Annotated in this window: 17 protein-coding genes and 2 tRNA genes; 15 read left to right on the top strand and 4 right to left on the bottom strand. The window is 69.9% G+C overall.

What is annotated here, in order from left to right; genetic code table 11:
- Positions 1 to 74 precede the first annotated feature (74 nt).
- Positions 75 to 1,220 carry a PP2C family protein-serine/threonine phosphatase gene (locus AB0L33_RS11735; protein WP_365680084.1) on the top strand — a complete coding sequence of 382 codons (1,146 nt, stop codon included), beginning with the start codon at positions 75 to 77 and terminating at the stop codon, positions 1,218 to 1,220.
- Here the strand turns inward: AB0L33_RS11735 and AB0L33_RS11730 are convergent.
- Positions 1,206 to 2,390, bottom strand: a complete 1,185-nt coding sequence (locus AB0L33_RS11730) for a cation:proton antiporter (protein WP_365680157.1) — start codon at positions 2,388 to 2,390, stop codon at positions 1,206 to 1,208. The two genes, AB0L33_RS11735 and AB0L33_RS11730, sit on opposite strands and share 15 nt — an antisense overlap.
- Before the next feature lie 146 nt (positions 2,391 to 2,536).
- On the opposite strand from AB0L33_RS11730, the gene AB0L33_RS11725 reads away from it, so the two are divergent.
- A complete protein-coding gene (locus AB0L33_RS11725; protein ID WP_365680082.1) occupies positions 2,537 to 3,022 on the top strand; it encodes an HD domain-containing protein in 486 nt (161 codons plus the stop codon).
- Positions 3,023 to 3,103: 81 nt separating this feature from the next.
- Here the strand turns inward: AB0L33_RS11725 and AB0L33_RS11720 are convergent, their stop codons facing one another.
- Positions 3,104 to 4,255, bottom strand: coding sequence for an acyltransferase family protein (locus tag AB0L33_RS11720; RefSeq protein WP_365680080.1), 1,152 nt, complete (start codon positions 4,253 to 4,255; stop codon positions 3,104 to 3,106).
- Between the two features lie 444 nt (positions 4,256 to 4,699).
- Between AB0L33_RS11720 and AB0L33_RS11715 the strand changes: the two genes are divergently transcribed.
- Positions 4,700 to 4,894 carry a hypothetical protein gene (locus AB0L33_RS11715; protein ID WP_361034356.1) on the top strand — a complete coding sequence of 65 codons (195 nt, stop codon included), beginning with the start codon at positions 4,700 to 4,702 and terminating at the stop codon, positions 4,892 to 4,894.
- 55 nt (positions 4,895 to 4,949) lie between these two features.
- Here AB0L33_RS11715 and AB0L33_RS11710 read toward each other — a convergent pair.
- Positions 4,950 to 5,023, bottom strand: a tRNA-Gly gene (locus AB0L33_RS11710).
- 154 nt (positions 5,024 to 5,177) lie between these two features.
- On the opposite strand from AB0L33_RS11710, the gene AB0L33_RS11705 reads away from it, so the two are divergent.
- The 5 genes from AB0L33_RS11705 (at position 5,178) to clpX (ending at position 9,894) form a co-directional block, all read left to right on the top strand.
- Positions 5,178 to 5,254, top strand: a tRNA-Pro gene (locus tag AB0L33_RS11705).
- Positions 5,255 to 5,419: 165 nt separating this feature from the next.
- Positions 5,420 to 6,808, top strand: coding sequence for a trigger factor (gene tig, locus AB0L33_RS11700; protein WP_365680078.1), 1,389 nt, complete (start codon positions 5,420 to 5,422; stop codon positions 6,806 to 6,808).
- 266 nt (positions 6,809 to 7,074) lie between these two features.
- Positions 7,075 to 7,680 (top strand): ATP-dependent Clp protease proteolytic subunit, encoded by a 606-nt coding sequence (locus AB0L33_RS11695; protein WP_185993056.1) that lies wholly within the window; start codon positions 7,075 to 7,077, stop codon positions 7,678 to 7,680.
- A 77-nt stretch (positions 7,681 to 7,757) separates the two neighbouring features.
- Complete coding sequence (locus AB0L33_RS11690; RefSeq protein WP_018518168.1) at positions 7,758 to 8,441, top strand: ATP-dependent Clp protease proteolytic subunit; 684 nt, start codon at positions 7,758 to 7,760, stop codon at positions 8,439 to 8,441.
- A 154-nt stretch (positions 8,442 to 8,595) separates the two neighbouring features.
- Positions 8,596 to 9,894 (top strand): ATP-dependent Clp protease ATP-binding subunit ClpX, encoded by a 1,299-nt coding sequence (gene clpX / locus AB0L33_RS11685; RefSeq protein ID WP_018103185.1) that lies wholly within the window; start codon positions 8,596 to 8,598, stop codon positions 9,892 to 9,894.
- Between the two features lie 79 nt (positions 9,895 to 9,973).
- Here clpX and AB0L33_RS11680 read toward each other — a convergent pair whose 3' ends face one another.
- Positions 9,974 to 10,969, bottom strand: coding sequence for a hypothetical protein (locus tag AB0L33_RS11680; protein ID WP_365680075.1), 996 nt, complete (start codon positions 10,967 to 10,969; stop codon positions 9,974 to 9,976).
- A 317-nt stretch (positions 10,970 to 11,286) separates the two neighbouring features.
- Here AB0L33_RS11680 and AB0L33_RS11675 point away from each other — a divergent pair, with 317 nt between their 5' ends.
- The 7 genes from AB0L33_RS11675 to mreD all read left to right on the top strand — a co-directional run bounded on the left by AB0L33_RS11675 (position 11,287) and on the right by mreD (position 19,527).
- Complete coding sequence (locus AB0L33_RS11675) at positions 11,287 to 13,908, top strand: valine--tRNA ligase (RefSeq protein WP_365680073.1); 2,622 nt, start codon at positions 11,287 to 11,289, stop codon at positions 13,906 to 13,908.
- Between the two features lie 112 nt (positions 13,909 to 14,020).
- On the top strand, positions 14,021 to 15,541 hold the full coding sequence (locus AB0L33_RS11670) for a folylpolyglutamate synthase/dihydrofolate synthase family protein (protein ID WP_365680071.1): 1,521 nt from the start codon (positions 14,021 to 14,023) through the stop codon (positions 15,539 to 15,541).
- Between the two features lie 2 nt (positions 15,542 to 15,543).
- Positions 15,544 to 15,900, top strand: coding sequence for a DUF4233 domain-containing protein (locus AB0L33_RS11665; RefSeq protein WP_365680069.1), 357 nt, complete (start codon positions 15,544 to 15,546; stop codon positions 15,898 to 15,900).
- Positions 15,901 to 15,993: 93 nt separating this feature from the next.
- On the top strand, positions 15,994 to 16,407 hold the full coding sequence (gene ndk / locus AB0L33_RS11660) for a nucleoside-diphosphate kinase (protein WP_024492992.1): 414 nt from the start codon (positions 15,994 to 15,996) through the stop codon (positions 16,405 to 16,407).
- Positions 16,408 to 16,699: 292 nt separating this feature from the next.
- Positions 16,700 to 17,719, top strand: a complete 1,020-nt coding sequence (locus AB0L33_RS11655) for a rod shape-determining protein (RefSeq protein WP_018103191.1) — start codon at positions 16,700 to 16,702, stop codon at positions 17,717 to 17,719.
- A 97-nt stretch (positions 17,720 to 17,816) separates the two neighbouring features.
- Positions 17,817 to 18,851: a rod shape-determining protein MreC gene (mreC, locus tag AB0L33_RS11650; RefSeq protein ID WP_365680067.1), complete on the top strand. Its 1,035-nt coding sequence runs from the start codon at positions 17,817 to 17,819 to the stop codon at positions 18,849 to 18,851.
- A gap of 10 nt (positions 18,852 to 18,861) precedes the next feature.
- The gene (gene mreD, locus AB0L33_RS11645; protein WP_365680065.1) at positions 18,862 to 19,527 is read left to right on the top strand and encodes a rod shape-determining protein MreD; all 666 of its coding nucleotides are present in this window, start codon (positions 18,862 to 18,864) and stop codon (positions 19,525 to 19,527) included.
- The last annotated feature ends 35 nt before the right edge of the window (positions 19,528 to 19,562 follow it).

The following is a 19,562-nucleotide window of genomic DNA, read 5'->3' as shown; positions in this document are numbered from 1 at the left end:
CTCGGGCCGATTTCGAACACATTGTCACGGGGTCCCCCTGCACCGGAGGCCGCCGGGTGGATAAGGTCCCGGCAATGGCCCGACGCGCAGGAGCAGAGACGTACCCGGCCCGATGGCGGAAATCGGCGCACCGGGTCTACACCACGCTGCGCCGGTCCGGGGTCGACTACTTCCGCGGCGACGGCTCCGACTGGATCGCCCTGGCCGGCCTGTTCCTGGTCATCCCGGTCATCACCTGCCTCACCCTGATCGACCCGGTCTGGTGCGCGCCCACCATGCTCGTCCTGCCGATCGTCGCGGCCGGCCTGCTGCTGCGCCCCGCCAGCCTCCTCGGCCTGTACGCGGGGGTCGCCGTCGCCCTCATCGTGGAGTCCGTCCGGCTCGGACCCTACGAGGACGGCCCGGCCGGGGTCACCCCCGGCACCGTGCTCACGGTCGCCGCCTGCGGGTTCTTCGGGCTGGTCCTCGCCCAGTTCCGCGCCCGGGTCGGGGTGCCCTGGCGGCGCGGCGGCACCATGCTCTTCGACCTGCGCGAACGCATCCGCGTCCAGAGCTCGCTGCCCCGCCTCCCGCAGGGCTGGCACCGCGAAATGGCGCTGCGCCCGGCCGGCGGGCAGTCCTTCTCCGGCGACTTCGTCGTCGCGGCCCGCACCCATGGCGGCCGCACCCTGGAGGCCGTCCTGACCGACGTCTCCGGCAAGGGCATGGACGCCGGCTCCCGCGCCCTGCTGCTGTCCGGCGCCTTCGGCGGGCTCCTCGGCTCGCTCCCCCCGCACGGCTTCCTGCCCGCCGCCAACGGCTATCTGCTGCGCCAGGACTGGGACGAGGGCTTCGCCACCTCGATCCACCTGGTCCTCGACCTGGAGACCGGCGACTACGAACTCCTCTCGGCGGGCCACCCGCCGGCCCTCCAGCTCCACGCCGGCAGCGGCCAGTGGGAGGAGAAGGCGGCGGAGGGCCCGCTGCTCGGGGTGTACGACGGTGCCGAGTTCGACCCGGTCAAGGGCCATCTCGCCCCCGGTGACGTGCTGATGCTGTTCACCGACGGACTGGTGGAGGCGTCCGACCGGGACATCGCGGAGGGCATCGACCGGCTCACCGGCGAGGCCGACCGCTACGTCAGCACCGGCTTCGAGGGCGCGGCCTGGCACCTCATCGAGGCGTGCGCCAAGGACGTCAACGACGACCGGGCCCTGCTGCTCCTGTCACGGAAGTCGTGAACCGGCTCCGACCGGATCGGGGAGCTCCGGTTTTGGTCTGCCCGGCAGGAAGCGGGCCAGCCAGTGCGAGCGCCCGGCGGCCAGCGGGGCCAGCACGGCGAGAACGAGCACATAGCCCGCGATGAACGGGGAGAGCCGTTCGTCGAGACCGGCGCCCGCCGCCATCGTGGCGAGGATCAGGGCGAACTCCCCGCGCGCCACCAGGGTGGTCGAGATGTTCGCGGTGGCCTGCGGCCCGAAGCCGTACACCCTGGCGGCGGCGATCCCGGCGCACACGTTCATCGCGAGGGTGACCGCGACGGCGGCCAGCACCGGCCGGAGCACGGTCGGCAGGTCGCCCGGGTCGATGGAGAGCCCGAAGGCGAAGAAGAAGATCGCGCCGAACGCGTCCCGCAGCGGGTGCACCAGCTTGAGGATGCGCTCGCCCGACGACGTACTGCCGAGCATCAGCCCGACCATGAACGCGCCGATCGCGTCCGCGACGCCGAACCACTCCGAGATCCCGGCCACCAGGACGGCGGCGCCGAGGAAGGAGATGACCAGGAGTTCGTCGTCCCTGGTCCGGATCAGCTTGCCGATGACCCGGGTGCCGAAGCGCGCGGCGAGGGCGAGGAGCAGCAGGAAGCCGAACGCCTTGCCGCCGTCGGTCACCGCGGCGGCGAGACTGTCTGCGCCGGACAGGATGGGCTGCAGGGCCGCCAGATACAGGGCGAGGAAGACGTCCTCCACGACGATGATGCCGAGGATGGGCCGGGTCTCCGGATTGCCGATCCGGCCGAGGTCCACCAGCACCTTGGTGACGATGGCCGACGAGGAGATCCCGAGCACCCCGGCGAGCACCAGCGCCTCGGAGGTGCCCCAGCCGAGCGCGAAGCCGAAGCCGAGCCCGGCGCCGACGTTCAGGGCGAGATAGGTGCCCCCGGCGACGGCCATCTTGCGGCCGCCCGCCTTGAGGTCGTCCAGGTGGAATTCCAGGCCCAGGTAGAAGAGGAGCAGCACCAGGCCGAGCGCGGAGAGCATCTCCAGGTCGTGCGGGTCGGCGACGAGGACGATGCCGGGGGTGTGCGGGCCGAGCAGGATTCCGGCCAGGATGAACAGGGGGATCGTGGGCAGTCCGATGCGGCGGCCGGCGCGGGCGAGGACCGCGGCGGCGAGGAAGGCGCCGCCCATGGCGATGAGCGTGTCTGCGTGTCCGATGAGCCCGGCCTTTCGAAGAGTCAAGAAATCATCAAGGAATGGTCATCGATTAGTTTACCGAACGATTGACTTTGCAACTCTCCGGACCGGCGTACGGGGGTGCGCCTAGAGTCCTCGCCATGACCGCATCACACGCTCGGCTGACGCTCGCCGAGGTCGAGGCGCTGGCCCGCGAGGCCCACGCCGCCCAGCGCGACAAGGCCGGCCGCCCCTACACGGAACACCTCGCGGCCGTCGCGGACGGCGTACGGCGCAGGGGCGGCAGCGACGAGCAGATCGCCGCGGCCTGGCTGCACGACGCGGTGGAGGACGACGCGCTTTCGGCCGAGTGGCTCGCCGGGGCCGCGCTGCCGCAGGCGGTCAAGGACATGGTGCTCGCCGTCACTAAGCGGGCGGACGAGGAGCCGGAGGCGTACGCCCGGCGCGTCCTGGCCACCCCCGGCGCCCTGCTGGTCAAGGAGGCCGACCTCGCGCACAACGCCGACCCGGCCCGCCTCGCGGTGCTGGAGCCGGCCACCCGTGCCCGGCTGACCGCGAAGTATGCGCGGATGCGGAAGCTCCTGGGGCTCACCGCACCGGACGCCCCCCAGGAACGTCGGGTTTGAGCCAACACCGGACGCCGACGCCGCCCCGGGACGCGACGAAGCCCGGCCGCCTGGGCCGGGCTTCGCGGGTGCGTGGGGCGGTCAGATCCTGGCGGCGTCCCGGCGGAACGCCCAGTTCATGTCGGGCTCGGTCACACAGCGCAGAACGCGCCGCACCGGCGGCGTGCACAGCAGCGTGACGGCGGTGGAGGCGACCACGGTCACGATCACCAGGCCCGCCGGGCCGACCAGCCAGTCGTGGTCGTCGAAGATCCCCGCGTAGTCGGCCCCCTTCACCAGGAAGCCGTGCAGCAGGTAGCCGCAGATGGTGCCGGCGCCGAGCACCGTGAACCACATGTGGCGCTGCGGGACCAGCGCGAGGAACCCGGCCGTCAGCAGCGTCGCGCAGCCGAACATCGCCAGGGTCATCACCGCGCCCGACCACCAGGGCGCCCCCATGTCCTGGGCGCTGGAGTCCCGCAGGAACCAGCCCAGCTGCATCCGGGGCGCCGCCCAGTAGGCGAAGACCAGCGCACCGGCGAAGAGCGGCAGTGCGAACAGCCGGGCCTCGCGGCGGCGGACCAGCTCGAAGTGCTCGGGCTTCAGCTGGAGTCCGAGCACGAAGAAGGGCAGGAACTGCAGGACGCGCGGCAGGTCGAGGTCGTCGCCGATGCTGGGCGCGAGCGAGGCGAGAACGGCGATCACGAGCGAAACGGCCAGCGGATGGCGGAGGTTGCCCCAGATCGGAGTGGTGAGGCGCCAGATGAACAGGGCGGCCAGGAACCAGGTCAGGTACCAGGGCTCCAGCAGGCTGATGGCCGCGTCGGGCTGGTCGTTCGCGTAGCGCCGGAACAGCGAGTACGCCGTCTCGAACACCACGTACGGCACGGCGACACCGGTGACGAGCCGCTTCACCTTCTTGGGGCTCAGGTCGAACGACCGGGAGAAATAACCCGAGATGAGAATGAAGGCGGGCATGTGGAACGTGTAGACCACCATGTACAGCGCCCGGGCGGTCCGGCTGCCGTCCATGACCGGGACCCACGAGTGCGCCACCGCGACGAGCACGATGGCGAGGTACTTGGCGTTGTCGAAGAAGGCGTCACGCTTCTTGGCCCCGCCGCTCCGGTCCGGCCGGTCCGCCGCCGGTGAGGGGGCCTCCCGGGTCGCCGCCGGCGCGGGGTGTCTGGGCTCCGCCTCCTCGGTCGCCGGGGGGAGTGTGGCCCTCTGCATTGCGTTCGGAGCGTGGAACATCTCAGGCACCCTAGACGTCTCGATTGCCATTCGTAAAACCGCCGTTGAATAGCGCGTCTTCCCTGCATATCAAATGGCAAACCAACGGAATGTGCCTGGTATGTCCCGTTTAATACACGTCAAATGGTGCAATTCTCCAGTCAGTTGACCGAAGTGAATTACCTCGCGTTCGGTGTCGAATTCACCTGTGAACGAAGTGTGTGGGTACGGAAACGATCACCGTTGCATATTCCCGATGATCACGTGGTCGGCCCCCCGCGGGTGCACGGCCACGGGCCCGGCGCGCGGGGGGCGCAAGGGGCGCAGGATGGCGCGATATCGACAGGTCGATACGTCACCCGGCAACACCCCGGCGGGAGTTGGTGGCACGATGGAGGCGACGGAGGGTGCAGGGCCGCACATCTCCGGGCCGGCAAGGCGGACCGACCGAGGGTGTGAGCAGTCGTGGCCATTTCGCTGTCTGTGGTGCTTCTGTTGGGGATCGTCCTGGTCGTCATGATCCGGAGCGGTTCCATAAAGACGGGGCCCGCGATCGTCGCGGCGCTCTTCGGCTTCTTCCTGGCGCCGACGGGCATGGGGCCGTCGATCAACCGCTTCATGCACTCGATCATCGACTCGATAGGCCAGATCAACTTCTGAGCCGCCCGGACACGACGCGAAGGGCCCGGTCCAGTGGACCGGGCCCTTCGGCGGTTGGAGCGGGCGACGGGAATCGAACCCGCGTAGCTAGTTTGGAAGACTAGGGCTCTACCATTGAGCTACGCCCGCATGCACGGCACCGCAGGTCACACGGACCGCGGCACGACAAGCATCGTAGCGGGTCGCGGACCCTGCCCGCACACCCCTCGAGGACTCCCGCGACGCCCCTGCCGAAAGCGGCCGGCGCGGTGCCTTGCTGCATGTACCCTACGTGTCGCACCGACGGGGTGTGGCGCAGCTTGGTAGCGCGTCCGCTTTGGGAGCGGAAGGTCGTCGGTTCGAATCCGGCCACCCCGACCACTGGCAAGATCGCGTGGACAAGATCGCGTTGCGGGAGTTCTCCCCCTTGCCGTTACTATGCAAAATGCGTGCCCGTGTGTCTGATGTACCGGGCTCGGTCCGCGAAGCCGCCCCCCGTGCGGCGGAGCAGAACCCCAAGAAGTCAGCCACCAAGGAGACCGAACCGTGAAGAGCGCCGTGGAGACCCTGAACCCGACCCGGGTTCGGCTCAGCATCGAGGTGCCCTTCGAGGAGCTCAAGGACAGCCTCGACGCGGCGTACAAGAAGATCAACCAGCAGGTCACGGTGAAGGGGTTCCGCAAGGGCAAGATCCCCAGCCGGGTCATCGACCAGCGGTTCGGCCGTGGTGCGGTGCTGGAGGAGGCCGTCAACGACGCGCTCCCGAAGTTCTACACCGAGGCCGTCAACGAGGGTGAGCTGAACGTCCTCGGCCAGCCCGAGGTCGACATCACGGAGCTGAAGGACGGCGAGCTGCTGGCCTTCACCGCCGAGGTGGACGTGCGCCCCGAGATCGAGATCCCGGACTACTCCGGCATCGAGGTCACCGTCGACGCCATCGAGGTCACCGACGAGGACGTCGACAAGGCCGTCGAGCAGCTGCGCGGCCGCTTCGCCTCCACCAACCCGGTCGAGCGCGCCGCCGCCGAGGGCGACGTCGTCACGATCGACCTGCAGGCCAAGGTCGACGGCGAGGTCCTGGAGGACGGCGTGGCCGAGGGTGTCTCGTACACCATCGGTTCCGGCGAGCTCCTCGAGGGCATCGACGAGGCCGTGACCGGCCTGGAGGCCGGCGGCGAGGCCACCTTCACCTCGCAGCTGAAGGGCGGCTCCGCCGAGGGCAAGGACGCCGAGGTCACCGTCAAGGTCACCGCCGTCGCCGCCCGCGAGCTCCCCGAGCTGGACGACGACTTCGCCCAGATGGCCAGCGAGTTCGACACGCTGGAGGAGCTGAAGGCCGACAGCCGCAAGCGCCTGGAGAACACCAAGCAGTACGACCAGGCCACCCAGGCCCAGGAGCGCGTCCTGGAGGAGCTGCTGAAGCTCGCCGAGGTGCCGATCCCGGAGAAGCTGCTCGCGGACGAGGTCCAGACCCGCAAGCACAACCTGGAGCACCACCAGCTCGGTCAGATGGGGCTCACCCTCGACAAGTACCTGGAGATCCAGGGCAAGACCGCCGAGGAGTTCGAGGCCGAGACCTCCGAGCAGGCCGTCAAGGGCATCAAGACCCAGTTCATCCTTGACGAGCTCGTCAACAAGGAGAAGCTGAACGTCAACCAGGAGGAGCTCACCGAGCACCTCATGCGGCGCGCCGCCTCCTCCGGCATGAGCCCGGACCAGTTCGCCCAGGCCGTCGTCGAGGGCGGCCAGGTGCCGATGCTCGTCGGCGAGGTCGCCCGCGGCAAGGCGCTCGCCGTCGTGGTCGAGGCCGCCAAGGTCGTCGACACCAACGGTGAGGTCGTCGAGCTGGAGGACGACGAGGACACGGCGGAGGAGACCACCGAGTCGGCAGCCGCCGAGGCCGCCGCCGACTCCGAGGAGAAGACCGAGGCCTGAGCCTCGCGCTGACCCCGTACGACGGGCTCCGGACGCCACCGCGTCCGGAGCCCGTCGTCGTACCGGCGGACGTTTCGTCACAACCCTTGTGCCGGCTGCGGACCTTGCGCTCCCAGCGAACAGTCGCGGAAGCGGGATGGCGTTGTTCCACCTGCGCGTTAGGGTCCATGAAGAGGAAGGGTCGGGTAGTCCCGGCCCACCCGGTACGAAGACGCTGAGACGGCCGGAGCCGTCAGAGACGAGCAGGTGGATACGTGACGAATCTGATGCCCTACGCCGCCGGAGAGCCGTCCCTCGGTGGTGGCCTCGGTGACCAGGTCTACAGCCGGCTGCTCGGCGAGCGCATCATCTTCCTCGGCCAGCAGGTCGACGATGAGATCGCCAACAAGATCACCGCGCAGCTGCTCCTCCTCGCGGCCGAGCCCGAGAAGGACATCTACCTCTACATCAACAGCCCCGGCGGTTCGGTGACGGCCGGCATGGCGGTCTACGACACCATGCAGTACATCCCGAACGACGTCGTCACCATCGGTATGGGCATGGCGGCCTCGATGGGCCAGTTCCTGCTCACCGGTGGCACCGCCGGCAAGCGCTTCGCGCTCCCGAACACCGACATCCTCATGCACCAGGGGTCGGCCGGCATCGGCGGTACGGCCTCGGACATCAAGATCCAGGCCCAGTACCTGCTGCGCACCAAGCAGCGCATGGCGGAGATCACCGCCCGCCACTCCGGCCAGACCGTGGAGACGATCATCCGCGACGGCGACCGCGACCGCTGGTACACCGCGGAGGAGGCCAAGGAGTACGGCCTCATTGACGAGATCATCTCGATCGCGTCGGGCGTTCCGGGCGGCGGCGGCACCGGCGCCTGATCCGGACCCCGGACAGCGCCCTGCCGCCCCGCGCATCTCTCGTACGCCGAGACACCCAGCCACAGAACGCCACCAGGATGGTGAACACCCACATGAACAACTTCCCCGGCGCCTCCGCGAGCGGCCTCTACACGGGCCCGCAGGTGGACAACCGCTACATCGTCCCGCGCTTCGTGGAGCGCACCTCGCAGGGCGTGCGCGAGTACGACCCGTACGCGAAGCTCTTCGAGGAGCGCGTGATCTTCCTCGGCGTGCAGATCGATGACGCGTCCGCCAACGACGTCATGGCGCAGCTGCTGTGCCTGGAGTCGATGGACCCGGACCGGGACATCTCCATCTACATCAACAGCCCCGGCGGCTCGTTCACCGCGCTCACCGCGATCTACGACACGATGCAGTTCGTGAAGCCGGACATCCAGACGGTCTGCATGGGCCAGGCGGCCTCCGCCGCCGCGGTCCTGCTCGCCGCCGGCACCCCGGGCAAGCGCATGGCCCTGCCGAACGCCCGTGTGCTCATCCACCAGCCGTCCTCGCAGACCGGCCGCGAGCAGCTCTCCGACCTGGAGATCGCGGCCAACGAGATCCTGCGCATGCGGACCCAGCTGGAGGAGCTGCTGGCCAAGCACTCGACCACGCCGATCGAGAAGATCCGCGACGACATCGAGCGCGACAAGATCCTCACCGCGGAGGACTCCCTGGCCTACGGCCTCGTCGACCAGATCGTGTCGACCCGCAAGAGCGCGGCCGGCGCGCTCGCCTGACCCGCTCTGGCCCCTTGGCACGGTTGCGGCACCCGGCTCCGGCCGTGTGAACCGTGCCAAGGGGGGCCCGCATGGGGGGCCGGGCAAGGTACCGTCGGATAGAGGCACAGGAGCCGCTGAACCAGGCGTCTCCCAGGCGAAGGGGAAGCACCTCGTGGCACGCATCGGTGATGGCGGCGATCTGCTCAAGTGCTCGTTCTGCGGAAAGAGCCAGAAGCAGGTGAAGAAGCTCATCGCGGGTCCCGGTGTGTACATCTGCGACGAGTGCATCGATCTCTGCAACGAGATCATCGAGGAGGAGCTCGCCGAGACGAGCGAGGTCCGCTGGGAAGAGCTTCCCAAGCCCCGCGAGATCTACGAGTTCCTCGAGGGGTACGTCGTCGGGCAGGAGCCCGCGAAGAAGGCCCTCTCGGTCGCTGTGTACAACCACTACAAGCGGGTCCAGGCCGGCGAGAACGGCGGCGGGGCGGGCCGCGACGACGCGATCGAGCTCGCCAAGTCCAACATCCTGCTGCTGGGCCCCACGGGCTCCGGCAAGACGCTGCTCGCGCAGACGCTGGCCCGCATGCTCAACGTCCCGTTCGCCATCGCGGACGCGACGGCGCTGACGGAGGCCGGCTATGTCGGCGAGGACGTCGAGAACATCCTGCTGAAGCTGATCCAGGCCGCCGACTACGACGTCAAGAAGGCCGAGACCGGGATCATCTACATCGACGAGATCGACAAGGTCGCCCGCAAGAGCGAGAACCCGTCGATCACCCGTGACGTCTCCGGCGAGGGCGTCCAGCAGGCACTGCTGAAGATCCTGGAGGGCACCACCGCCTCCGTGCCGCCCCAGGGCGGCCGCAAGCACCCGCACCAGGAGTTCATCCAGATCGACACGACGAACGTGCTGTTCATCGTGGGCGGCGCCTTCTCCGGCCTGGAGAAGATCATCGAGTCCCGGGCCGGCGCCAAGGGCATCGGCTTCGGCGCCACGATCCGCTCCAAGCGGGAGATCCAGGCCAGCGACCAGTTCCAGGAGGTCATGCCGGAGGACCTGGTGAAGTTCGGGATGATCCCCGAGTTCATCGGCCGCCTCCCGGTCCTGACCTCGGTCCACAACCTGGACCGCGAGGCCCTGCTCCAGATCCTCATCGAGCCGCGCAACGCCCTGGTCAAGCAGTACCAGCGCCTGTTCGAACTCGACGGCGTGGAGCTGGACTTCGAGCGCGAGGCGCTGGAGGCCATCGCCGACCAGGCGATCCTCCGCCAGACCGGCGCGCGCGGCCTGCGCGCGATCATGGAGGAGGTCCTCCAGTCGGTGATGTACGAGGTCCCGTCCCGCAAGGACGTCGCCCGCGTCGTCATCACCGCCGACGTGGTCCGCAACAACGTCAACCCCACGCTGGTCCCGCGCGAGCCGCGCACGATCGGCAAGGGCGACGAGGGCCGCCACGAGAAGTCCGCGTAACGCGGCGCGACAGCCGTAGGCACACGAAGGGGCGCCCCGCCGGAAGAACCGGCGGGGCGCCCCTTCGTGCTGCCGCGGGTCAGAGCTTGGTGCGGGAGCTGTTGTAGAGCTTGGCGGCGAGGTCGGCGACGTCCTCGATCGGCATGCTCTTGTTGGTCATGGCCGCGCCGAGGTCGACGGCGAACACGATGCCGACGGTGCTGTAGTCCGTCCAGATGCAGACGGGCGTGTTGAACTCCTTGGGCCCCTTCTGCACGGAGCCGTCGGCGTCCTTGTTGACCGACTTGACGACCTGGCACTTCATCAGCGCGCCGTCGAAGCCCTCGGGGGAGACGCTCTCGGGGGAGCCGACGAGGGAGGTCTCGCTGTCGTCCTCGCCCTGGTCCTTGCTCATCTCCTCCTTGGCACTCGCGAAGGCCGCGTCCAGCGTCTTCTCCGGGTCGTCCACCTCGCCCCAGACGCCCTTGAGCATCAGCATCTTCGCGGTGAGCGGATTCTTCTCGATGTCCCCGCTGCCGTAGACGGCGCTGGCCTCGACGGGCGACTTGACACCCATCGCCTCGGTCTCCGTCTTGTCCTTGCCGGTCAGCGGCCCGGTCTTGTTGTCCGAGTCGGTCTTGTCCTGCTTGTACTCGCCCACCGACTCCGGCGGCGTCAGCTTGTAGCCCTTGGTGGAGGACGCGACGGAGCCGCTGCCGCCGTCCGACGTCAGGAAGTACACCCCGCCCGCGATGACGGCCAGCGCGAGGACCGCGGCGCCCACGATCAGGCCCGTCTTCTTCTTCGCGGGGGCCGGCGGCGGGAAGCCCGGCTGCTGGCCGTAGGCCGGCTGGCCGCCGTACGGCGGGGTGGGGGGCTGCTGTCCGTACGGGCCCGGCTGCTGCGCCTGCGGGTAGCCGTAACCCGGCTGGGGCTGCTGCTGGGGCGGGACGCCCTGGGGGGCCTGCTGCGGGTAGCCGTAGCCGGGCTGGCCCTGGGGCGGCTGACCGCCGTAAGGGCCCGGCTGCTGGCCGTACGGTCCGGGCTGGCCCTGCGGCGGCTGGCCACCGTACGGACCCGGCTGGTTGTAGCTCATCTGCGGTGTCCCCTGTTCGTGATACTTACGCGTTGCGAACATCCTGACGGAAGGCTCGCGCGCGCGGACCACCGGGAGGCACACCGTTACGGAACAAACCGGTTTCGGGGCACTCCTGTGACGGCTCTAAGGGCCTGTGTTGAGTTCCCCGGCGTCCGCCCGGAGGGCGGGCGCAGCGGCGGTCGGTGCGTGCGATCGGCGTGCGGTGGCCCAGGTCATGTGGCGGAGCCACCTGTCCTGGGGCGCCGTGCGGCGAGCGTGCGGGCCGGGCGTCGGGGCGCAGACGGGGAACTCAACACAGGCCCTAAACTGTCCGCGTGACCGAGAACCCAGCGCAGCAGCCAGCCAGCAACCCCGAACTGCCGACCCAGTACACGCCGGCCGAGGTAGAGGGGAAGCTGTACGAGCGCTGGGTAGAACGCGGGTACTTCGAGGCGGACGCCAAGAGCGACAAGCCGCCGTTCACGATCGTCATCCCGCCGCCGAACGTCACGGGCTCCCTGCACCTGGGCCACGCCTTCGAGCACACGCTGATCGACGCCCTCGTCCGCCGCAAGCGCATGCAGGGCTTCGAGGCGCTGTACCAGCCGGGCATGGACCACGCCGGCATCGCCACCCAGAACGTCGTCGAGCGCGAGCTCGGCAAGGAGGGCAAGTCCCGCCACGACCTGGGCCGCGAGGCGTTCGTCGAGCGCGTCTGGCAGTGGAAGAACGAGTCCGGCGGCCAGATCTCCGGCCAGATGCGCCGCCTCGGCGAGGGCGTCGCCTGGACCCGCGAGCGGTTCACCATGGACGAGGGCCTGTCCAAGGCCGTCCAGACCATCTTCAAGCGGATGTACGACGACGAGCTCATCTACCGCCGCGAGCGCATCGTCAACTGGTGCCCCCGGTGCCTCACCGCGATCTCGGACATCGAGGTCGAGTACCAGGAGGACGACGGCGAGCTCGTCTCCATGACGTACGGCGAGGGCGAGGAGACCATCGTCGTCGCCACCACCCGTGCCGAGACGATGCTCGGTGACACCGCCGTCGCCGTCCACCCCGACGACGAGCGCTACAAGCACCTGGTCGGCAAGCAGATCAAGCTGCCGCTGACCGACCGCACCATCCCGGTCGTCGCCGACCACCACGTCGACCCGTCGTTCGGCACCGGTGCCGTCAAGGTCACCCCCGCCCACGACCCGAACGACTTCGAGATCGGGCAGCGCCACGACCTGCCGTTCCTCACCGTCCTGGACGAGCGCGCCGTCATCACCGTCCCCGGTCCCTTCGAGGGCCTGGACCGGATGGAGGCCCGCTCCGCGATCGTCGCCGCCCTGCGCGCCGAGGGCCGGATCGTCGCCGAGAAGCGGCCGTACGTCCACTCCGTCGGCCACTGCTCGCGCTGCAAGACCACCGTCGAGCCCCGGCTGTCCATGCAGTGGTGGGTCAAGGTCGCCCCGCTCGCCAAGGCGGCCGGTGACGCCGTCCGCGACGGCAAGGTCCAGATCCACCCCCAGGAGATGGAGAAGCGCTACTTCGACTGGGTCGACAACCTCCACGACTGGTGCATCTCGCGCCAGCTCTGGTGGGGCCACCGCATCCCCGTCTGGCACGGCCCCGACGGCGAGATGGTCTGCGTCGGCCCCGACGAGGAGCCGCCCACCGGCGAGGGCTGGACCCAGGACAGCGACGTCCTGGACACCTGGTTCTCCTCCGGCCTGTGGCCGTTCTCCACGCTCGGCTGGCCCGAACAGACCGAGAGCCTCGCGAAGTTCTACCCGAACTCCGTCCTGGTCACCGGCTACGACATCCTCTTCTTCTGGGTCGCCCGGATGATGATGTTCGGCCTCTACATCAACAAGGACGTCCCGCCGTTCGAGAAGATCGTGCTGCACGGCATGGTCCGCGACGAGCACGGCAAGAAGATGTCGAAGTCCTTCGGCAACGTGGTCAACCCGCTGGACTGGATGGACAAGTACGGCTCCGACGCGCTGCGCTTCACGCTCGCGCGCGGCGCCAACCCGGGCACCGACGTCCCGATCGGCGAGGACTGGGTCCAGGGCTCCGCGAAGTTCTCCAACAAGATCTGGAACGCGACCCGGTTCGCCCTGATGAACGGGGCGACGATCGAGGGCGAGCTGCCGTCCGCCGACGAGATGTCGGTGACCGACCGCTGGATCCTCTCCCGCCTGAACAAGACGGTCGCCGAAGTCGACGCGTACTACGACGACTTCCAGTTCTCCAAGCTCAGCGAGGCGCTGCGGCACTTCGCCTGGGACGAGGTCTTCGACTGGTACGTCGAGCTGTCCAAGACCACCTTCTTCGGCGGCGGCCGCCCGGCCGAGGTCTCCGGCCGGGTCCTGGGCGAGGTCCTCGACGTGATGCTGCGCCTGCTGCACCCCGTCGTCCCCTTCGTCACCGAGACCCTGTGGACCGCGCTCACCGGCCGCGAGTCCGTCGTCATCGCGGACTGGCCGAAGGACTCGGGCTTCCGCGACGACGCCGCCGAGCGGGAGATCGAGCTCGTCCAGCAGGTCGTCACCGAGGTCCGCCGCTTCCGCTCCGACCAGGGCCTCCAGCCCGGCCAGAAGGTCCCGGCCGAGCTCACCCTGACCGGCACCCCGCTCGCCCCGCACGAGACGGCCATGCGGCAGCTGCTGAGGCTCCAGCCGGCCGGCGACGGCTTCCACGCCACCGCCTCGCTGCCCGTCGCCGGCGCGACCGTCGCCCTGGACCTGTCGGGCACGATCGACGTGGACGCCGAGCGCAAGCGGCTGACGAAGGACCTGGAAGCCGCCCGCAAGGAGAAGGCCCAGGCCGAGGGCAAGCTCGGCAACGAGGCGTTCCTCGCCAAGGCCCCGGACAACGTGGTCGACAAGATCCGCGGCCGGCTCGCCAAGGCCGAGGCCGACATCGAGCGCATCGGCGGCCAGCTGGCGGCCCTGCCGCAGAGCTGAGCCGACGCCCCGGAGCCCCCGCCCCCCTCGCCCGAGGGGCGCGGGGGCTCCGGCGTGTCCGGCCCCCGGGCGGCTGCGCGCGATGTCCGCGGCCATCCGTAGACTGGGGCCCGTGAGTGAGCCCCGCCCCGACCGGCCCGACGCGTCCGACCCCGACGACACCTTCGCGGAGATCGTGGACGAAGCGACCCAGCGCGACCCCGACCTGGCGGTGATCGAGGCCGGCAGCCGCACGCTGCGCGCCGCCTCCGGGCCGCCCCGCGCCGAGGAGCTCCCCGCCCGCCCCGCCGACCCGGAGGTCGACAAGGCGCTGCGCGCGGTGGAGCAGGAACTCGCCGGCCGCTGGGGCGAGACCAAGCTGGAGCCGTCCGTCACGCGCATCGCCGCCCTGCTGGACGTGCTCGGCGAGCCGCAGCGCGCGTACCCCTCGATCCACATCACCGGCACCAACGGCAAGACGAGCACCGCCCGCATGATCGAGGCCCTGCTCGGCGCGTTCGACCTGCGCACCGGCCGCTACACCTCGCCGCACGTCCAGTCGATCACCGAGCGGATCAGCCTGGACGGCGCCCCGGTGGACCCGGAGCGGTTCATCTCCACGTACGAGGACATCAAGCCGTACGTCGAGATGACCGACGCCCAGCAGCCCTACCGGCTGTCCTTCTTCGAGGTGCTGACGGCCATGGCGTACGCGGCCTTCGCCGACGCGCCGGTCGACGTCGCGGTGGTCGAGGTCGGCATGGGCGGCACCTGGGACGCGACCAACGTGATCGACGCCTCGGTCGCCGTCGTCACCCCCATCTCGCTGGACCACACCGACCGCCTGGGCAACACGCCGGGCGAGATCGCGACCGAGAAGTCCGGGATCATCAAGCAGGGCGCCACGGTCATCCTGGCCCAGCAGCCCGTCGACGCCGCCCAGGTCATGCTGAAGAAGGCCGTCGAGGTCGACGCCACCGTGGCCCGGGAGGGCATGGAGTTCGGCGTGGTCTCCCGGGAGATCGCGGTCGGCGGCCAGCTGCTGACCCTGCGCGGCCTCGGGGGCGAGTACACAGACGTCTTCCTCCCGCTGTACGGCGCCCACCAGGCGCACAACGCGGTGGTGGCGCTCTGCGCGGTCGAGGCGTTCTTCGGCGTCGGCGCCGAGCGGCCCGGCGCGCTGGACGCCGACATCGTGCGCGCGGCGTTCGCCTCGGTGATCTCGCCCGGCCGCCTCGAAGTCGTCCGCTCCAGCCCGACCGTCGTCCTGGACGCCGCGCACAACCCGGCGGGCGCCCGCGCCACCGCGGAGGGCCTGTCCGAGGCGTTCGGCTTCTCCCGGCTGATCGGGGTGGTCGGCGCCAGCGGCGACAAGGACGTGCGGGGGCTCCTGGAAGCCTTCGAGCCGATCTTCGCCGAGGTCGTCGTCACCCAGAACTCCACCGAGCGCGCCATGGACGCCGACGCCCTCGCGGCCGTCGCCGTCGAGGTCTTCGGCCACGACCGGGTGCAGGTCGAACCCCGGCTGGACGACGCGCTGGAGGCGGCGATCACCCTCGCCGAGGAAGAGGACGAGTACGCGGGCGCCGGGGTCCTGGTGACCGGCTCCGTGATCACGGTCGGCGAGGCCCGGCTGCTCCTGGGAAGGCGCTGACCATGCGCATGCTCTGTGCGTCCACACTGATCGGCGAGTTCTTCGTGATCGGGTTCGCCGGACTCGTCGCGATGAAGTCGGACGACCTGACGAACGCCACGGTCTGGACGGTGTGCGGCATCGGGATGCTCCTCTCCGTGCTGCTCTGCGGCATGCTCACCCGTCCCGGGGGCGTCCAGCTCGGCTGGGCCCTCCAGGTCGCGCTGGTCGCGAGCGGCTTCGTGATCCCGGTGATGTTCATCCTGGGCGTCGCCTTCGGCGCGCTGTGGTGGGCCTCGGTGCACTACGGCCGCCGGATCGACGAGGTGAAGGCCCGCTGGGCGGCCCAGGCCGAGGCGGAGTCACCCGCCGCCGGCTGAGCCGCGCCCACCACGGCAAACCCGGCGGCGGGCCCGTCTCCGGGCCCCTGTAATGTCGCCTCACCGCACCCGTATGCCTGCAAGGAGCCGCACATGACCCAGCGCACCCTCGTTCTTCTCAAGCCCGACGCCGTCCGTCGCGGTCTGGTCGGCGAGATCGTCGGCCGCATCGAGCGCAAGGCCGGCTGGAAGATCACGGCGCTGGAGCTGCGTACCCTGGACCGCGCCACGCTGGAGCAGCACTACGCCGAGCACGTGGGCCGCCCCTTCTACGAGCCGCTGGTCGAGTTCATGCAGTCGGGCCCGGTCGTCGCCCTGGTGGCCGAGGGCGAGCGGGTCATCGAGGGCGTCCGCGCCCTGGCCGGCCCCACCGACCCGATCGCCGCCGCGCCCGGGTCGATCCGCGGTGATTTCGGCACGATCACCCGGGAGAACCTCATCCACGCCTCGGACTCCGAGGAGTCCGCGGAGCGGGAAATGAAGCTGTTCTTCCCCGGCCTTTCCTGAACCGGGATCAGCCGAACAGCGCTCGCGACCTGGGGCGACCGAATTAATTCGGTCGCCCTTCGGCATAGGGTGTCCGATCGCGGGAACGCATCCCCCCGACGTAACGTCACCATGAGTGGAACGGCCACCCGTTCTGCCCAGCAAGGCGGCGTACCCTCGCGCTGTGCCGGCCCATCCGGCACTACGATGGAACCTTCCACGCCCGCAGCGCCCATCCTGCCTACCAAAACAAGCCATTGCGGCTTTCATCTGGGAGGCCCGACGCATCCTCATGGGGAACAAGGGGAACTCAATGTCGTTCATCGGCCGTGACATGGCTATCGACCTCGGGACTGCCAACACGCTGGTGTACGTCAGGGGGCGCGGCATCGTTCTCAACGAGCCGTCCGTCGTGGCCATCAACACCAACACCGGCGGAATTCTGGCGGTCGGCGCCGAGGCCAAGAAGATGATCGGCCGTACGCCCGGCAATATCGTCGCCGTACGGCCCCTGAAGGACGGCGTCATCGCCGACTTCGAGATCACGGAGCGGATGCTCCGCTACTTCATCCTGAAGATCCACAAGCGCCGCTACCTGGCCCGCCCGCGGGTCGTCGTCTGCGTGCCCTCCGGCATCACCGGGGTCGAGCGACGCGCCGTGATCGAGGCGTCGACCCAGGCCGGCGCCCGCCAGGTGCACATCATCGAGGAGCCCATGGCGGCGGCCATCGGCTCGGGCCTCCCGGTCCACGAGGCCACCGGGAACATGGTGGTCGACATCGGCGGCGGCACCACCGAGGTCGCGGTGATCTCGCTCGGCGGGATCGTCACCGCCCAGTCCATCCGGGTCGCCGGTGACGAGCTGGACAACGCGATCATCCAGCACATCAAGAAGGAGTACTCCCTCCTCCTGGGTGAGCGCACCGCCGAACAGATCAAGATCACCATCGGCTCGGCGTACGACCTGGAGAAGGACGAGCACACCGAGATCCGCGGCCGCGACCTGGTCTCGGGCCTGCCCAAGACCGTCGTCATCTCGGCCGGTGAGGTCCGCAAGGCCATCGAGGAGCCGGTCAACGCGATCGTGGACGCGGTCAAGACCACGCTCGACAAGTGCCCGCCGGAGCTGTCCGGCGACGTCATGGACCGCGGCATCGTCCTCACCGGCGGCGGCGCGCTGCTGCGCGGACTGGACGAGCGGCTGCGCAACGAGACGGGCATGCCGATCCACATCGCCGAGGACCCGCTGGACTCGGTGGCGCTCGGCTCCGGCAAGTGCGTCGAGGAGTTCGAGGCGCTCCAGCAGGTCCTGGACGCCCAGCCCCGACGGTAGTACCCACGGCCCCCGCGCGGACGCTGCCGCCTCCGCGCGGGGGACCGCCGACATACAGGCACGATCATTCCTACGAGGAAGGCACGGCCGCCGCACTGTGAGGGACACACGAGAGAGCCGGCTGCTCCTGGTGCTGCTGATCGCCATCGCGTTCGCGTTGATCACGGTGGACATCCGCGGCGGTGAGGCGTCACCGGTGGACGGCGCCCGGCAGGCCGCCGCCACGGTCTTCGGACCCGTGGAGAACGGCGTGGCGTCCGCGGTCGACCCGGTGGGCAACGCCATAGGGGCGGTCCGCGCCTCCGGCGCCCGCCACGACAAGATCGCCGCGCTGGAGAAGCAGAACGCCGAGCTGAAGGCGAAGCTCGGCAGCGACGACCGCAACCGCAGCCGGGTCCGCCAACTGGACGCGATGCTGAAGAAGTCGGCCACCGGCCAGTACGGCATCGCGGCCGCCGAGGTCATCGCCATAGGAGCGGCCCAGGGCTTCTCCTGGACGGTCACCATCGACGCGGGCTCCAAGGACGGCGTCAAGCGCGACATGACCGTCATCAACGGGGACGGGCTGGTCGGCCGCGTCACCACCGTCGGCCCGGACACCGCGACGGTGCTCCTCGCCAACGACCCCGACTTCACCGTCGGCACCCGGATGGAGTCCACCGACGAGCTGGGCTTCGCCACCGGCCAGGGCTCCCGCCCGCTGTCGGTGCAGTTCCTGAACGGCAAGGCCCGGGTCAAGAAGGGCGACCGGCTCGTCACGTTCGGCTCCAGCAAGGACAAGCCGTTCGTGCCCGGCGTCCCGGTCGGCGAGGTCGTCCGCGTCGACCCCTCGGGCGGCGACCTCACCCGGACCGTCTACGTCCGCCCGTACGTCTCCTTCACCAAGCTGGACATCGTCGGCATCGTCGTCCAGGCCCCGCGCGAGGACCCGCGCGACTCGGTCCTGCCGAAGAAGCCGAAGGCGCCCGCGAAGCCGAAGCCCACGCCGACCGTCACGGTCACCATCTCGCCCAACGGCGACATCGTGGACACCGAGGGCAACGTGGTCGGCAACATCCACGAGAGCCCCAGCCCGGACCCGAGCGGGAACGCCACGCCGAACGCCGACAACGCGGTCAACGAACAGAGGTAGAGCTGATCCCATGCACGTCAACCGGACCCTGCTCTCCATCGTTCTGGTCGTCTTCGCCCTCGTCGTCCAGGTCTCCGTGCTCGCCCGGCTCCAGCTCCCCGGCGCCGTGCCCGACCTGCTGCTCATGGTCGTCCTCGGCCTGGCCTTCGTGTACGGGCACGTCGCGGGCGCCCTCATCGGCTTCGGCGCCGGTCTCCTCGCGGACCTGGCGCCCCCGGCCGACCACGCCGCCGGGCGCTACGCCTTGGTCCTCTGCGTCATCGGCTACCTCGCGGGCCTGGCCCGGCCGGAGAACGGGCAGCTGAAGTCCGCGGCCCTGCCGATGGCCGTGGTCGTCGCGGCGGCGATCGGGTCGACCCTGCTGTACGCGGGCGTCGGTGCCCTCGTCGGCGACACGGCGGCCCGGCACGTGGGCCTCGGCAGCCTGCTGTTCACCGCCGCGGTGTACGACCTCCTCCTGGCGCCGTTCACCGTGCCGCTGATCATGGCGCTCGCCAGACGCACCGTGAACGACCCCGTCACCGAGTCCTCCTCGGGGCGCGGCGACGTGGCGGCCGGCTGGCTGGCGGCCGGGACCGGGCTGCGGATCGGCAGCCAGCGCGGCGGACTGCGCGTGAAGGCGGCCCGCAACCGGGCGGCACGCGCCGGACGGATCAAGGGAGTCAAGCGACTGTGAGGCAGCATTCCGCCGGGCCCCGCCCCCGGGTCACC

The sequence above is a fragment of the Streptomyces sp. NPDC052299 genome (assembly GCF_040679335.1).
GTDB lineage: Bacteria > Actinomycetota > Actinomycetes > Streptomycetales > Streptomycetaceae > Streptomyces.
Note: the sequence above shows the minus strand (reverse complement) of the source record. Positions and strands in the feature narration are given on the sequence as shown.